Origin of the sequence: Leptotrichia rugosa, assembly GCF_041200005.1 — a bacterium.
GTDB lineage: Bacteria > Fusobacteriota > Fusobacteriia > Fusobacteriales > Leptotrichiaceae > Leptotrichia > Leptotrichia rugosa.
The window spans coordinates 1,637,783-1,653,785 of sequence record NZ_CP165644.1 but is presented as its reverse complement, the minus strand read 5'-3'; the positions used below and the strand labels follow the sequence as shown (position 1 = coordinate 1,653,785).

Sequence of the window (16,003 nt, the reverse complement as noted above, 5' to 3'; positions counted from 1 at the left end):
AGAGTATCCAAAATTTTGACACTCTCAAATAAAGTTACTTATTAATAGCCTTTTTTTAATTTTTTTCAATACATCTCATCAAATATCTTTTTACATTGTCTCCATATTCATTTTCCAAATTTTCCACAATTTTAAAATTTAATTTTTTATAGATTTTTTGTGCGGCAAAATTGTCAATATCAACGGTTAGTTCAAATTTTTTAATTCCTATTTTTTTTAAATATTGAATTGTATATTCCAAAAGTTTCGTTGCGTAGCCTTTTTTTTCAAATTTTGGAACTGTAGAAACTCCGTAGATGTAAGCTAATTCTTTGTCAAAACTGCTAAGAACTTCGATTACTGAGATAAGTTCTTCCTTTTCATCATCTGTCATCGCAACAAAAACTTTTCCATATTTTGCAAATGGCTTTATATTCCAATTTCCAACCGTCGCTTCTCCAAATACTTCATTTTCGTGTTCTACTATTTTAAACAGCAAATCTGAATCTTTTTTCGCATCTAAAACTTTTATTTTATAGTTTTCCATAAACCTTCCTTTCTTTCTTTCTTTTTTACTTTAATTTTCTTTTCTATCTTATCTTATCTTATCTTATCTTATTTTATTTTATCTTTTCTTCTCTTTTTAATTTAATTTAATTTATTCGATTGAATTAAGTTATAATTTAAAATTTTAATAATTAACTTTATATAAATATAGTCCTTCAGAACGAGACAATATTTTTTTACAGTTTTCATCTGGATTTTCAAGTCTTTTTTTTATATAGTCAATATTTTCTTTTCCAAAATAAATAGAAAGCGCTGAGCCAATCATTATTCTAACCATTGTTTTCAAAAATCCATTTCCACAAATCTCAATTTTTATTGCATCATTTTCAGAGTAACATTTTATGTAAAAAATTTCTCTCACAGGATTTCTATACGCCTTATCTTTTTTCATAAAACTGCTGAAATTATGAATTCCAATAAATTCATCCATAATTTTTTGAAACTTTTTTACTTCAATTGATTTTGCAATCGGCGTGACATAAGAACTCTCAAACGGTGTAATTTTATCTTCTAGTTTCATAATGTAGAGATAAGTACGACTTTTTGCATCAAATCGAGCATTAAATGTATCAGAAACCTCGTTTATTGCTAAAATTTTTATCTCGCCTTTTAAACTTTTATTAAGCTGTCTTTTTATCGGCTCAATCGGTATATTTTTGTCAATAAAAAAATTTGATACTTGCTCATAAGCGTGAACACCTTTATCTGTCCGCCCCGATGAAATCATATTTATTTCTTGAGAAAAAGTATTTTTTATAATCTTTTCAATTTCTCCTTGCACAGTTTTTTGTGATTTTTGTCTTTGAAAACCAGAAAATTTACTTCCATCGTATTGGTAAATTATTTTTATGTTTTTTTTCATATTTTTTGTTCTTTTCTTTCTTTCTTAAAAAAAATTATTGTTTTAATTATTATTTTATTCTTTTTAAAATGGTATAACATATTTTAAAATAAGTCAAGAAAAAATAACTTTAATATTTTTAATTTTTCTTTTATTGTGATAATCAATTTTTTATGTTATACTTTTTTTATAGTTTGTAATTAATTTTGCAAATATGAAAAAAATTTAATAAATGGAGGAAAAGTTTTGAAAGTGAAAAATAAATTGTTATTTTTTTTTATGAATTTATTATTTAGTGTATGTGCATTTACTGTTGAAAGTAATGAAGTCATTATTCCGAAAGGGTTAAAACCTGGCGATACGATAGGATTAGTTGCGCCTGCTAATTATAAAGGAGATAATGCAATGTATGAAGTTGAATATTTAAGAAATAGAGGCTTTAATATAGTTTTTGGAAGATCATTTGATTCAAAGTGGTATGGATTTGGAGGGAATGACGCTGTGAGAGCAAAAGATATAAATGATATGTTTGCAAATCCTAGAATTAATGCGATTTTTGCAATTAGAGGAGGATATGGAGCGATCAGATTTATTGATAAGTTAAATTATGATGCAATTAAAAAAAATCCTAAAATTATTTCTGGATTTAGTGACATCACAACTTTATTACTTGCAATCAATGAAAAAACAGGACTTGTAACTTTTCACGGACCGATGGCGGATAATTTAAAAGAAATTCCATCAACAACAGAAAATTCATTTAATAAAGCATTTATGAGCAATTCTTCGTATAATTTATTGGATTTTGACAACAGTTATACAATTATGAAAAGTGGGCGTGGCAGTGGAAGAATAACAGGTGGAAATTTGTCGTTAATTGTTGCGACTTTGGGAACTGACTACGAAATAAATACAGATGGTAAAGTTTTATTTTTGGAAGAAGTAAATGAAGATAGCTATCGTGTAGATAGAATGCTGCAGCAGCTTAGGTTAGCTGGAAAATTTAAAAATCTAAAAGGGATAATAATAGGAGATTTTAGAAATCCTAAAAAGGCTGATCCAACTGATATGAGCATAGATGAAGTTTTTTACGACAATTTTGGAAAACTTAACATTCCAATAATCAAAGGGTTAAAATCAGGGCATGTAAGACCATTTATTACGATTCCTATTGGAGCAAATGTAAAAATTGACACATATAAAAGAGAAGCGATTATTGAAAAATCAACTAAATAAAAAAAATAAAACTGTCAATAAATTTATTGACAGTTCTTTTTATTTTAGGTTTTTATAGTTATTGCTGAATGTTAAGAAGACCTATTAGATCTTTAAATAAAAATGGAATAAATGCTTGTCCATCGGCAAAATTAGTTCCTAAATTTTTGTTATAAACTAAAATTAGAGCATCATCTTCTAGATAAAAATTTGTTTTTTTAGAAACTCCTTTAAATCTTGTTTCATCTGATTTTTGTAATCCTAATTCTGCAAATTTACCAGTAATCAAATTTTCCAATTCTTTTTCATAACCAGGAAAAAATAAATCTTTTAACAATAATGGCTTACCGCTTTTGACATTGAATGAAATACCATCAGTTTCTTTAGACAACATTCCGACTTTTGAATTTTTTTCAACTGCATCAAAAGCAACACTCACGAAATAACCATTATTTCCAGTTACTCTTGAAGTAACAGTATAGGTTTTGTCTTTAGTTGATTTAAATTCTTGAATAAATTTTTCCATTGATTTATTCATCTGTCTGACAACATCTGATTTTTTACCTGTGAATGCAAAATATTCAACTCTTGATTTTCCTAAAATTTTTGTTCTTTTTAACGGAGTTATACCACTTTCTGATTTGGCATCAAAGTTTGTAAATGTAAAAGTTGTATCCACTTTTTCTTTTTGTTTCGCAAATGACAAGTTAAACATAAGCAATGCCATGAATAACAATGTTAGTTTTTTCATTTTATAATCACCTCAAAAAAATTTTTTTCATTTGCTATATTATATACTAAAATTTACAAATAATCAAATATATTATTTTTTCATTTGCTTGACATGGTCTTTAAAAATTATTATAATTGAAAAGTGAGAGAAATTTTAAGAATAAAAAAAAGGACGGTATAAAAATTAATGAAAAAAATAGGCTTACTTATACTTGTTATGCTTAGTTTGGTAATAATGACAAAATTTGTAAAAGTGGAAAAAGTCCAAAAAAATGTCAAAACGAAAGAACAAGCACTGCTTGAAACTAATAAAGTAAAATATAACAAACATATAAGATTTTATAATAGAATCTTGAGTATAGACAAAGGATTGCTATATTATTTTGAAGATGCAGGAATGGAACGAACAATTGACAGGTCGCAGTCAGAAGATATAGAGTTAAATATTCCAATAGATCAGGAGTTTATAAATAAATTAAAAACTTTAGAAGAAAGTAATGATAAAAAAGATGATTTGGATAAAAAAGCAATAGCTATGTTACCAGTATTAGAAAAGATGTTGCCTATAAGTGAAAGTATGAAAAATTATTATAAAAATAAACAATATCTAAAAGATAATTTTTCATTGGGAGAAAATTTACATGGACAATTATTAGATAACCTTGAAAAATACAATAGTGTTGCGAAAGCTTATAAAGAAGCCTTTGAGAAAAAATCAAAAGAAGTAAAAAATTTGATGGAAAAAGATTATGACAAAAGAAAATTTTTCATTACATATAGGCAGTTAGTTTATATAGATAGTGGAGAAGATTTTATAAATGAAATTCGTAGGCAAAAATTAGATGCAAGCAATTTTACAATTAAAGGAAATGATAAAGATTTTAAAAAAATATTTGATAAAATCGACAAGTCACTATTAAAGCTTGAAAAAAGTGTAAAAAATGGAAAACAGATGAAAAAAGAAGGATTTGACTTAAACGATCATAATGTATTCATCACAAAAGCCAAGATTTTTAAAGATTCTGCAAATAGATTTATAACAAGAATTAAGAAAAAAGAAAAAGCAACTTACTCATCAGTAAGTGATGGATTTTATGCGCAAACAGAAGAAGGGACACCAGAAAATGTAGTAGCAACATTTAATGAAGTTGTAAAAGAGCATAACAGACTCTTGGTGAAACAGTTAAAAAATAAAAAATAAAAAATATCTTGTGAAGTCAGTTGTTGATTTTACAAGTTTTTTTTATACATTTTAATGTTACACTTGATTATATGTTATTCCCAATTTAAAAAATTTTTTTAAAAAAAGAGTTGACAACGGAAATTTTTTTTGATATAATATATTCCGTCGATTGGGAAAAGGTCGGCGGAAGGACAATGGAAAGAGAAGAAGAAAAAGCAGAGTGATAGATAAGAAAATAGAAGTCAAGGCTTAGAAATAGGCCTCGTCAAGGAACAATAAGGTGAAATATAATGTTGAATGAAGAGTTTGATCCTGGCTCAGGATGAACGCTGACAGAATGCTTAACACATGCAAGTCGATGGGGAAGCGGCGCTTGCGCCGTGGCAACCATGGCGGACGGGTGAGTAACGCGTAAAGAACTTGCCGGATGGACCGGGATAACAGCTGGAAACGGCTGGCAAGACCGGATACTGTGGGCTTACCGCATGGCTTACCCATGAAAAGGATGCCGTCCGAGAGCTTTGCGTCCTATTAGCTGGTTGGTAAGGTGACGGCTTACCAAGGCGATGATAGGTAGCCACCTGAGAGGGTGGACTACCACAAGGGGACTGAGATACTACCTTACTCCTACGGGAGGCAGCAGTGGGGAATATTGGACAATGGGGGCAACCCTGATCCAGCAATTCTGTGTGCACGAAGAAGGTTTTCGGATCGTAAAGTGCTTTCAGCAGGGAGGAAGGAAGTGACTGTACCTGCAGAAGAAGCGACGGCTAAATACGTGCCAGCAGCCGCGGTAATACGTATGTCGCGAGCGTTATCCGGAATTATTGGGCATAAAGGGCATCTAGGCCGGTAAGTCCGGGGTGAAAACTGCTGGCTCAACCAGCAGCCTGCCTTGAAACTACCCGGCTTGAGTGCTGGAGAGGTGGACGGAACTGCACGAGTAGAGGTGAAATTCGTAGATATGTGCAGGAATGCCGATGATGAAGATAGTTCACTGGACGGCAACTGACGCTGAAGTGCGAAAGCTAGGGGAGCGAACAGGATTAGATACCCTGGTAGTCCTAGCTGTAAACGATGATTACTGGTGTGGGCATGAAGAGTGTCCGTGCCGAAGCTAATGCGATAAGTAATCCGCCAGGAGTACCGCAAGGCTGAAACTCAAAGGAATTGACGGGGACCCGCACAAGCGGTGGAGCATGTGGTTTAATTCGACGCAACGCGAGGAACCTTACCAGATCTTGACATCCTCGGAAGGCGGCGGAGACGCCGCTGTGCCCTCGGGAGCCGAGTGACAGGTGGTGCATGGCTGTCGACAGCTCGTGTCGTGAGATGTTGGGTTAAGTCCCGCAACGAGCGCAACCCCTATCGCTAGTTGCCATCATCAGGTTGGGGACTCTAGCGAGACTGCCTGCGAAGAGCAGGAGGAAGGTGGGGATGACGTCAAGTCATCATGCCCCTTATGATCTGGGCTACACACGTGCTACAATGGCTGGTACAGAGAGATGCGACGCAGCAATGCCAAGCCAACCTCTAAAGCCAGTCCAAGTTCGGATTGAAGCCTGCAACTCGGCTTCATGAAGTTGGAATCGCTAGTAATCGCGGATCAGCAATGCCGCGGTGAATACGTTCTCGGGTCTTGTACACACCGCCCGTCACACCACGAGAGTTGTCTGCACCTGAAGCTGCCGGTCTAACCTTTCGGAAGAAGGCATCTAAGGTGTGGACAGTGATTGGGGTGAAGTCGTAACAAGGTATCCGTACCGGAAGGTGCGGATGGATCACCTCCTTTCTAAGGAGCATGTTTTCCTGCGCTTCTTCTTTGAAGTTTTTCCTTTTAAGGACAATGGGAAATGAATAGTAGGTAAAAGATTACAACAAAATAGATTATTCTGTTTGATAAAAAAGCTAATTAAGAGCACACGGAGGATGCTGGGCAATAACAGCCGAAGAAGGACGCGATAAGCTGCGATAAGTCAGTGAGATGCACATAATCAATGACGCCTGAATCTCCGAATGGGGCAACCCGCATGCTTGAAGAGCATGCACGAGAGTGGTAAGCCTGCGAACTGAAACATCTAAGTAGCAGGAGGAAAAGAAAGTAAAAACGATTCCCTGAGTAGCGGCGAGCGAACGGGGAGAAGCCTAAACCGTGCCGGTGTCAAGCTGGCAGCGTTGCCGGCACGGGGTTGTGGGATTTCATACGACTGACGCCATAATGTCTAAGTGTAGTAAGTAGAATCAGCTGGAAAGCTGAACCGTAGAAGGTGACAGTCCTGTATCACGTAAATGCTGGGTCATGACTTGAAACTCCCGAGTAGCGTCAAGCACGAGGAACTTGGCGTGAATCAGCGTGGACCATATCACGCAAGGCTAAATACTGTTATTGACCGATAGTGAAGAGTACCGTGAGGGAAAGGTGAAAAGAACCCTGTGCAAGGGAGTGAAATAGAATTTGAAACCGTGTGCTTACAAACGGTAGGAGCCCTTCGGGGTGACTGCGTGGATTTTGGTTAATCATCCTGCGAGTTATGATCAGTGGCAAGGCTAATTAATGAAGCCGAAGGGAAACCGAGTCTTAACAGGGCGGCTAAGTCGCTGGTCATAGACGCGAAACCTAGTGATCTAGTCCAGGCTGAAGCTGAGGTAAGACTCAGTGGAGGTAGAACTCACCGCCGTTGAAAAGTTGGGAGATGAGATAGGTCTAGGGGTGAAAAGCCAATCGAACTAGGAAATAGCCCGTTCTCTCCGAAATGCATTTAGGTGCAGCCTGAATCTTAGATAACTGGGGGTAGAGCACTGTATGATCTAGGGGCGTACTGCTTACCGAAATCAAGCAAACTGCGAATACCATTTATTACTGATTCGGAGTGAGTCCGTGGATGACAAGGTCCGCGGACGAGAGGGGAACAGCCCAGACCACCAGCTAAGGTCCCAAATTATGTCTAAGTGGGAAAGGAGGTGGATATTCACAGACAACCAGGAGGTTGGCTTAGAAGCAGCCATGCCTTGAAAGAGTGCGTAATAGCTCACTGGTCGAGAGTATCTGCGCCGAAGATGTAACGGGGCTCAAGACATAAACCGAAGCTGTGGAAGTACCATGCCGCTTGGTAGGAGAGCGTTCTGTAGGTCTGCGAAGGCTTAGGAAGGCCTGCTGGAGACATCAGAAGCGAGAATGCAGGAATGAGTAGCGAGAAGGAGGGCGAGAATCCCTCCGGAAGTCCAAGGTTTCCGGGGAAGGTTTGTCCGCCCCGGGAAGTCGGGACCTAAGCGTAAGCAGAGATGTGATTGCGAATGGGAAACAGGTTAATATTCCTGTACCGCTGTCAGTCGCCTGAGTGACGGAGTGACGCAGCAAGGTATGTGAGAAGGCTGACGGAATAGCCTTTCTAAAGGCGTAGCCTGGGCACGCAGGCAAATCCGCGTGCCTAAAGGTGAGACCCTATGGGCAAGTGCTCCTGCACAAGTCACAGATCCTACACTGCCAAGAAAAACTTCTAGCGAGACTGGACAGCGCCCGTACCCTAAACCGACACAGGTGGACAGAGTGAGAAACTTAAGGCCGACAGGATAACTCTAGCTAAGGAACTCTGCAAAATAGCCCCGTAACTTCGGGAGAAGGGGTGCCTGACATACCTGAGGGGAGAAGCGCCTCAAGGGGAAACAGGCCGCAGTGAAGAGTCTCAAGCAACTGTTTACCAAAAACACAGGTCTATGCTAAGCTGGAAGGCGACGTATATGGGCTGACACCTGCCCAGTGCCGGAAGGTTAAGAGGAGGAGTGAGAGCTCCGATTTGAAGCCCCGGTGAACGGCGGCCGTAACTATAACGGTCCTAAGGTAGCGAAATTCCTTGTCGGGTAAGTTCCGACCTGCACGAATGGTGAAATGATTTGAGAGCTGTCTTGGCTGGAGACCTGGTGAAGTTGTAATGCCGGTGAAGATACCGGCTACCTGCAGTAGGACGGAAAGACCCCGTGGAGCTTCACTGCAGCCTGGCATTGGGTTCTGGCAACGTGTGTATAGGATAGTTGGGAGACTGCGAAGTTGAGGCGCCAGCCTCTTCCGAGTCGCTGTTGGAATACCAACCATATGCTGCCGGAATTCTAATCCGCTCGCGGAGACAGTGCTAGGCGGGCAGTTTGACTGGGGCGGTCGCCTCCAAAAGAGTAACGGAGGCGTTCAAAGGTTCCCTCGGGCTGGATGGAAATCAGCCTTCGAGTGCAAACGCATAAGGGAGCTTGACTGCAAGACCGACGGGTCGAGCAGGTACGAAAGTAGGAGTTAGTGATCCGGCGGTCCCTCATGGAAGTAGTCGCTCAACGGATAAAAGCTACCCCGGGGATAACAGGCTGATACTTCCCAAGAGTCCATATCGACGGAAGTGTTTGGCACCTCGATGTCGGCTCGTCTCATCCTGGGGCTGGAGAAGGTCCCAAGGGTTGGGCTGTTCGCCCATTAAAGAGGCACGCGAGCTGGGTTCAGAACGTCGTGAGACAGTTCGGTCCCTATCCACTGCAGGCGCTTGAGCACTGAAAAGATCTGACCTTAGTACGAGAGGACCGGGTTGGACAGACCTCTGATGTATCAGCTGTCACGCCAGTGGCACGGCTGAGTAGTCACGTCTGGTAAGGATAATCGCTGAAAGCATCTAAGCGAGAAGCCGGCTTTGAGATGAGTGCTCGCAGTATCCACAGAGAACATGTGGTCGATAGGCTGGGGATGTAAGCGCAGCAATGCGTTCAGTTGACCAGTACTAATATTACTTGGGCTTTTTTAATCTTTTGCTCGCCTGCTATTTATTTCCCATTGCCCTTTACATCCATTCTTGTTTGGTGACCATTGCGGCAGGGATACACCCGGTGACATCCCGAACCCGGCAGTTAAGTCTGCTTGCGCCTACGATACTTGGCATGCGCCAGGGAAAATGGGCAGTCGCCAAACTTTTCTTTTTCTGCGTCTCCGTAGCTCAGCTGGTTAGAGCATCTGACTGTTAATCAGAGGGCCGCTGGTTCGAGCCCAGCCGGGGACGCCATTTTTTATTGAAAAACTAAGAAAGATATGTTATAATAAAAATTGTTGGAAGTAGAAAAAGAGAAAAAATAGGAGTGAAAAATAAATATGTTTCAAAAATTAGATGATGTTGTTTTAAAACATAAAGAACTTACGGATTTACTTATGAGTCCCGAAGTTACTAGTGATCCTAAAAAAATTATGGAATATAATAAGGCTTTGAACAGTATTGATGAAGTGGTTCAAAAATATACTTATTATAAAGAGCAAAAAGAAGAAATGGAAAATCTTAAAGAAGATTTGAAAACAGAAAAAGATCACGAGATGAAAGAAATGATGTTGGAAGAAATTCATTTGATTGAAGAAAAGATTCCTATATTAGAAGAGGAATTGAAAGTACTTTTATTACCTAAAGATCCTAATGATGACAAAAACGTTATTATGGAAATTAGAGCAGGTGCGGGTGGAGATGAAGCTGCACTTTTTGCTTATGATATATTTAGAATGTTTATAAGATATGCTGAGAGAAATCGTTGGAAAACAGAAATTATTGATAAAAGTGAAATTGGAGTTGGTGGACTAAAAGAAGTGACTTTTCTTATTAAGGGGCATGGAGCTTATTCGAGATTAAAATTTGAAAGTGGGGTTCACAGAGTTCAAAGAGTTCCTGCGACTGAGTCTTCTGGAAGGGTTCATACTTCAACAATTACAGTTGCAGTGCTTCCTGAAATTGATGATGTGAGCGAAGTTGAAATTAATCCAAGTGATTTAAAAATTGATACTTATAGATCGAGTGGAGCGGGTGGACAACATGTAAACACTACAGATTCAGCGGTTAGAATTACACATTTGCCGACAGGGCTTGTTGTTACTTCCCAAGATGGGCGTTCACAAATTAAAAATAAAGAAGCTGCGATGAAAGTGCTGGCTTCAAAACTTTATGAAATGGAATATGAAAAACAGAGAAAAGAAGTGGAAAATGAAAGAAGATCTCAGGTGGGAAGCGGTGATAGATCTGAAAAAATTAGAACTTATAATTTTCCACAAGGAAGAGTTACAGATCATAGAATTAAATTGACTTTGCATAGACTTGAAGCAGTTTTGGACGGAGATTTGGACGAAATGATTGATGCACTGATTGCTTATGACCAGGCTGAAATGCTTAAAGCTGTTGGTGATAATGAATAAATTGCTTGATATATTAAATAAATCTGTTGAGTATTTGAAAAAAAGACACATAAAAGATGCAAGATTAAAGGTCGAAAGTATTTTTTCAGAAGTATTGAAAATGCCAAGAATAATGCTTTATGCAAATTTTGAAAAGGAACTTTCGCAGTTTGAAATTAATAAAATAAAAGAAAAATTGACTGATGCATTAAAAAGAAATAAAGATATTTCGAGTTCAATTGAAGTTAAAGATGACGATAGTTTAAAAAGTTTACTTGTTAAAAGTATTGATTTTTTAAAAAAAAATCATGTGAATGAAGCTAAGCTAAAAGCGGAAATTATATTTTCAAGCGTTTTGGAAATTGAGAGAATGATGCTTTTTACGAAGTATAATGAGAAAATATTTAAAGAAAAAAAAGATAAATTAAGAAAATTTATTTCAAAAGTTGGGAAAGAAAATTTTCCGATACAATATCTTTTAAATGAACAAGAATTTTATGGAAGAAAATTTTATGTGGATAAGGGTGTATTAATTCCACGTCAGGATACTGAAGTTTTGGTTCAAAAAGCCATTGAAATTTTAAAAAAAAATGGAAAAGAAAATAAAAATTCAAAAAAAATACTTGATATTGGCTGTGGAAGTGGTATAATAGGAATAACAATAGCGTTAGAAATCGAAAATAGTTATGTTTTAGGTGTAGATATATCGGAAAAAGCATTGGAAACATCTGAAAAAAATAAAAAAATGCTGAATTCAAAAAACATAAAATTTATAAAATCGGATTTGTTTGAAAATGTCGAATTCAATAGTTTTGACATGATTGTGTCAAATCCGCCGTATATTTCTTTAGGTGAAATGGGAATAATGTCTGATGACACTTTACACGAACCGAGCGAAGCACTTTTTGCAGAAAATGATGGATTATATTTTTATTTGGAAATTTCTAGTAGAGCTAAAGATTATTTGGCAGAAAATGGATTTTTACTTTTTGAAATTGGATTTAGGCAAGGCTATAAAGTGAAAGAAATTATGGAGAAATTTGGATTTAGAAATATTGAAATCATTGAAGACTTAAATGGAAACAATAGAGTTATAATTGGACAGAAAAATTCATAAATATTTTGGTTTAGAAACAAGCCATTTATCTTGTGATAAAAAAACAGTTTCAAAAAAATTAAATTGAAAAAATAAAAAAGAGGAGATGAGTTAATGATTAGTGACAGGAAAATCATAAAAACAGCAGGAATCTTATTATTAGGACTTACATTATCAGTATCAGCGTTTGGAGGACAAGTAAAATCTGCAAGTGGAAATTCTCAATTAGAAAATTTAATAAAAAATCAATATAATAATCAAAGTATCAATTTAAATGTAAATAGCAGCGTAAAAAATATGCAACAGACTGGAAGTTATACAAAACCAAGCACCACAGAATTTATTTCTACTACAAATGGAAAATCTCAAGATGGAATGCCTGAATTAAAATTGACTAGAGAGCAATTGCTGTCAGTTGCAAACAAAATTTTTCAAAATGAAACAGGCGGTTCGGTAAGTAATTTAGTTGACTGGAATGATGGAGAAAATTTTCCTTCGCTTGGAATAGGTCATTTTACTTGGTTTAAAGCTAGTGGTGGAAGAAGTGGATTTGGAGACAGCCTTCCTGATATGGTTGCTTATTTTAGAAGCAAAGGTATTAAATTGCCGAAAATTTTAGCAGAAAATAGATTTTCACCTTGGGAAAGTAAATCTGAACTTATGAGCAAAAAATCCAGAGGAGATAAAGATATTCAAGAATTAATTTCTTTTTTTGATAATACAAGAGATATTCAAGTGATGTTTATTTATGAAAGATTAAAATCCTCATTAGGAAAAATGTTAAATGCATCATCAAACAAAGAAAATTTAAAAAATCAATTTAATAGAATGGTGGAAACTCCCAACGGACTTTATGCTCTAATAGATTATGTCAATTTTAAAGGAGAGGGATTATCGGGCGTTTCCTCATACAACAATGTTGCTTGGGGACTAAGACAGGTACTGGAAAATATGAAAGGAACGGCTACAGGTCAAAGTGCTTTAGTAGAATTTAGTAATTCTGCAAAATATGTACTACAAAGAAGAGTAAAAAATGCACCAAGAAATGAAAGCAGATGGTTACAAGGCTGGTACAACAGAGTGGATACTTACAAGACATTTGTAATAGGTAGTTTATAATTTTTTTTGGCAGAGACTTTTTTAGTTTCTGCCATCTTTTTTAATTCATAAAAAATTTAAAAATAAAAAGGAGAAAAGAGTGAAAATATCAGATTTTGATTTTGAATTGCCAAAGGAATTAATTGCACAAAAAGCAATGGAACCTAGAGACAGTTCCAGACTTTTAGTATTAGATAAAAAAGAAAAAACGCTTGAACACAGACATTTTTTTAATATAATTGATTATTTGAAAAAAGGTGATGTGCTTGTCATAAATAGGACAAAAGTTATTCCTGCAAGAATTTTTGGACATAAAAAGTTGTATGGAGATGAAATTGGGGCTTTGATGGAATGTTTTTTATTAAATAGTGCAAGAACACTCGCAACGCAAGGAGTGAGATGAATTGCACGAAAATTTTAGTAAGCATATAGGGAAACTTGTATGTAGACACGGAGCAAAACCGTGCAACAAAGAAACTGAACTGCTGGGAACTCTTAAAGCTAGTATAACCACAACATAATACCTTCGTTAAAATATGGTATAGGTGTGAAGGTAGCGAAAGCAGAAAAAATATACTAGATGGTGCAAGGTTAAATCCTAAACATTATGATAATAGACAATCAGCAGCTAAGCCTGAAAAGGAAAGTTCAACGACTATCCCTCGTGAGGGGAGTACAATACAAGCGGTTGGTATTGGAAGTGGTTTCGCCTAAGTCCTTGAAATAGGATATGGATAAGATATAGTCTGTGCTTGTTAGAGATAACAAGAAGTTCATAAGAGAACTGCATAAGTAGTAGCGCACTTGTGTGAACGACGCTTCCCACTGTTGTGGGGTTTTAAAAACTTTAAAAATATTTAAAAATAAATAAAAAACTTTGCTTAATTATTGAAAAATGTATTAAAAATACGGTATAATAACCTTATGAAAGTGAGGTGATGTATACGTATTTAACATTAAAACAACAGGTAAAACATCTTAGTAAAAAAGAGTTTAGAATTTTAAAATATCTATGTCATATAGCAAAGAACTTAACTAATGAAGCTATATATAATATTAGACAATACTATTTTAATAAGAAAAAGTATTTAAGCTATAACGAAAACTATAAAATGCTTAAAAATAGTGAAAACTATAAGAAGTTAAATTCTAATATGGCTCAACAAATTCTAAAAGAAGCAGACGGAAGTTTCAAATCATTTTTTGGGCTTTTAAAACTTGCTAAGAATGGTCAATATAATTTTAAAGATATAAAATTACCTAAATATCTTGCTAAAGATGGATTTACAACTCTTGTTATAGGTTTTGTAAGATTAAAAGATGATATGCTGATAGTTCCTTATTCAAATTCGTTTAAGAAAACTCATCAGGAAGTTAAAATTAAGCTGCCACCAGTATTAAAAGGCAAGAAGATAAAAGAGATTAGAATAATGCCAAAACAACATTCTAGGTACTTTGAAATTCAATACATTTATGAGGTAGAAGAAGTTCAAAGGGAATTAAATAAAGAAAATGCACTAGGAATTGATTTAGGTATAGATAATCTTTGTACTTGTGTTACAAATACTGGAGCTTCATTCATAATAGATGGTAGAAAATTAAAATCAATAAATCAATACTATAACAAGACAAATGCAAAATTGCAAAGCATAAAAGATAAGCAAAAGATTAAGCGGACAACATTAAGGCAAAAGAGAATAGCTAGAAGGAGAAATAATCGTATAGAAGATTATCTTTCAAATATAGGAAGCATAAATAATCAAAATTTTGTAAATATACCATATGGAAAATTAAGAGATAAATTAATATATCTATGTAAACTATATGGAATAGAATTTAAGCTGCAAGAAGAGAGTTATACATCAAAAGCAAGTTTCTTTGATGGAGATGAAATTCCAATATATGATAAAGAAAATCTACAAGAATATGTATTCAGTGGAAAAAGAATAAAAAGAGGACTATATCAAACAAGCACAAGTAAACTCATAAATGCAGATTGTAACGGAGCATTAAATATTCTAAGAAAAAGTAAAGTTGTGGACTTAAGCGTCCTATACAATAGAGGTGAACTGAACACACCTAAAAGAATAAGGGTAGTGTAAGGCTATCAAACTTCTTAGAAAATTTTTAAATATTTTTAAAGATTTTAGAACCCTGCGACTTTAGTCGTGGGAGGTTCAGTAAAAAGATATGATTTGAAAACTTGGGAAGTCTTGCTAAAACCTGCCAAAAAGTTGAAAATAGGACAGAAAATTGTGTTTAGCGAAGGACTACTGGAAGCTGAATTAATTGAGATTAAAGAAGACGGAAATAGAGTTTTGAAATTTGAATTTGAGGGAAATTTTGAAGAAATATTGGATAAATTGGGGGAGATGCCATTACCACCTTATATAACTGAAAAACTTTCAGATAAAAATCGTTATCAGACAGTTTATGCAAAAAAAGGAGAATCAGTTGCAGCACCAACTGCAGGGCTTCATTTTACAATGGAACTGCTTGAAAAAATAAAGAAAAAAGGAGTCATTTTGACAGAAGTATTTTTGGATGTAGGACTTGGGACTTTTAGACCTGTGCAAGTTGAAGATGTGACAGAGCATAAAATGCACAGTGAAAAATACTGGATTCCTGAAAAAACTGCAAAAATTGTAAACGAAGCTAAAAAAAATGGGAATAGAATTATCGCGGTTGGGACAACTTCGGTGAGAACATTGGAATCCTGTGTAGGTGAAAATGGTAAACTTCTTCCAAAAAATGGAGCTACAAATATTTTTATCTATGGAGACTATAAATTTAAAATTGTCGACGCGATGATTACTAATTTTCATTTGCCAAAATCTACACTTGTTATGCTAGTTTCAGCATTTGCTAGAAAAGATTTTGTGTTTTCTGCGTATAAGGAGGCGATTAAAGAAAAATACAGATTTTATAGTTTTGGAGATTCAATGTTTATATATTAAAAAACGAGCCGTGTGCTCGTTTTTTTTGTATGAAAGAAGTCTAAATGTAGAGATGGGGCGTCTCTTCTAGACACCTATTTATACCATATAAATGTGGATTTGTCAAATGAATTAAAAGTTTTAAAAGTCAAAATATTTTTTTGTTTTTTTAAGATAA

General features: G+C 35.5%; 11 protein-coding genes, 1 tRNA gene, 3 rRNA genes and 1 pseudogene. 13 read left to right on the top strand and 3 right to left on the bottom strand.

The features are described 5' to 3' along the window. Positions 1 to 55: 55 nt before the first annotated feature. Both AB8B22_RS08190 and truA read right to left on the bottom strand, forming a co-directional pair. Complete coding sequence (locus AB8B22_RS08190; RefSeq protein WP_094079896.1) at positions 56 to 526, bottom strand: GNAT family N-acetyltransferase; 471 nt, start codon at positions 524 to 526, stop codon at positions 56 to 58. A gap of 144 nt (positions 527 to 670) precedes the next feature. Next, complete coding sequence (truA, locus tag AB8B22_RS08185; protein WP_369710738.1) at positions 671 to 1,408, bottom strand: tRNA pseudouridine(38-40) synthase TruA; 738 nt, start codon at positions 1,406 to 1,408, stop codon at positions 671 to 673. Positions 1,409 to 1,639: 231 nt separating this feature from the next. On the opposite strand from truA, the gene AB8B22_RS08180 reads away from it, so the two are divergent. Further along, positions 1,640 to 2,623, top strand: a complete 984-nt coding sequence (locus AB8B22_RS08180; RefSeq protein ID WP_369711943.1) for a S66 peptidase family protein — start codon at positions 1,640 to 1,642, stop codon at positions 2,621 to 2,623. 58 nt (positions 2,624 to 2,681) lie between these two features. On the opposite strand, the gene AB8B22_RS08175 is transcribed toward AB8B22_RS08180, so the two are convergent. Then, the gene (locus tag AB8B22_RS08175) at positions 2,682 to 3,353 is read right to left on the bottom strand and encodes a DUF3298 domain-containing protein (protein ID WP_094079898.1); all 672 of its coding nucleotides are present in this window, start codon (positions 3,351 to 3,353) and stop codon (positions 2,682 to 2,684) included. Positions 3,354 to 3,521: 168 nt separating this feature from the next. Here AB8B22_RS08175 and AB8B22_RS08170 point away from each other — a divergent pair, with 168 nt between their 5' ends. The 12 genes and pseudogenes from AB8B22_RS08170 (at position 3,522) to queA (ending at position 15,846) form a co-directional block, all read left to right on the top strand. Then, the gene (locus AB8B22_RS08170; RefSeq protein ID WP_369710737.1) at positions 3,522 to 4,535 is read left to right on the top strand and encodes a DUF3829 domain-containing protein; all 1,014 of its coding nucleotides are present in this window, start codon (positions 3,522 to 3,524) and stop codon (positions 4,533 to 4,535) included. Between the two features lie 276 nt (positions 4,536 to 4,811). Next, positions 4,812 to 6,309, top strand: a 16S ribosomal RNA gene (locus AB8B22_RS08165). A gap of 109 nt (positions 6,310 to 6,418) precedes the next feature. Then, positions 6,419 to 9,295 (top strand): 23S ribosomal RNA (locus AB8B22_RS08160). A gap of 51 nt (positions 9,296 to 9,346) precedes the next feature. Beyond that, a 5S ribosomal RNA gene (gene rrf / locus AB8B22_RS08155) occupies positions 9,347 to 9,459 on the top strand. Together the 16S, 23S and 5S rRNA genes with 1 tRNA gene alongside form the textbook arrangement of a ribosomal RNA operon. Before the next feature lie 14 nt (positions 9,460 to 9,473). Continuing rightward, positions 9,474 to 9,550: transfer RNA gene (locus AB8B22_RS08150), tRNA-Asn, on the top strand. Positions 9,551 to 9,636: 86 nt separating this feature from the next. Next, positions 9,637 to 10,716 carry a peptide chain release factor 1 gene (gene prfA / locus AB8B22_RS08145; RefSeq protein WP_094079900.1) on the top strand — a complete coding sequence of 360 codons (1,080 nt, stop codon included), beginning with the start codon at positions 9,637 to 9,639 and terminating at the stop codon, positions 10,714 to 10,716. Beyond that, the gene (gene prmC, locus AB8B22_RS08140; RefSeq protein ID WP_369710736.1) at positions 10,709 to 11,812 is read left to right on the top strand and encodes a peptide chain release factor N(5)-glutamine methyltransferase; all 1,104 of its coding nucleotides are present in this window, start codon (positions 10,709 to 10,711) and stop codon (positions 11,810 to 11,812) included. The genes prfA and prmC overlap by 8 nt, the downstream gene beginning before the upstream one ends. 93 nt (positions 11,813 to 11,905) lie before the next feature. Further along, on the top strand, positions 11,906 to 12,910 hold the full coding sequence (locus AB8B22_RS08135) for a hypothetical protein (RefSeq protein WP_094079902.1): 1,005 nt from the start codon (positions 11,906 to 11,908) through the stop codon (positions 12,908 to 12,910). 79 nt (positions 12,911 to 12,989) lie between these two features. After that, a pseudogene (locus tag AB8B22_RS08130) lies at positions 12,990 to 13,253 on the top strand (S-adenosylmethionine:tRNA ribosyltransferase-isomerase); the annotation flags it as partial. 40 nt (positions 13,254 to 13,293) lie between these two features. After that, positions 13,294 to 13,410: a MarR family transcriptional regulator gene (locus AB8B22_RS08125; protein ID WP_080680096.1), complete on the top strand. Its 117-nt coding sequence runs from the start codon at positions 13,294 to 13,296 to the stop codon at positions 13,408 to 13,410. Positions 13,411 to 13,827: 417 nt separating this feature from the next. Next, complete coding sequence (locus AB8B22_RS08120; RefSeq protein ID WP_369710735.1) at positions 13,828 to 14,991, top strand: RNA-guided endonuclease InsQ/TnpB family protein; 1,164 nt, start codon at positions 13,828 to 13,830, stop codon at positions 14,989 to 14,991. Between the two features lie 66 nt (positions 14,992 to 15,057). Next, positions 15,058 to 15,846 (top strand): tRNA preQ1(34) S-adenosylmethionine ribosyltransferase-isomerase QueA, encoded by a 789-nt coding sequence (gene queA / locus AB8B22_RS08115; protein ID WP_369710734.1) that lies wholly within the window; start codon positions 15,058 to 15,060, stop codon positions 15,844 to 15,846. Positions 15,847 to 16,003: the final 157 nt, after the last annotated feature.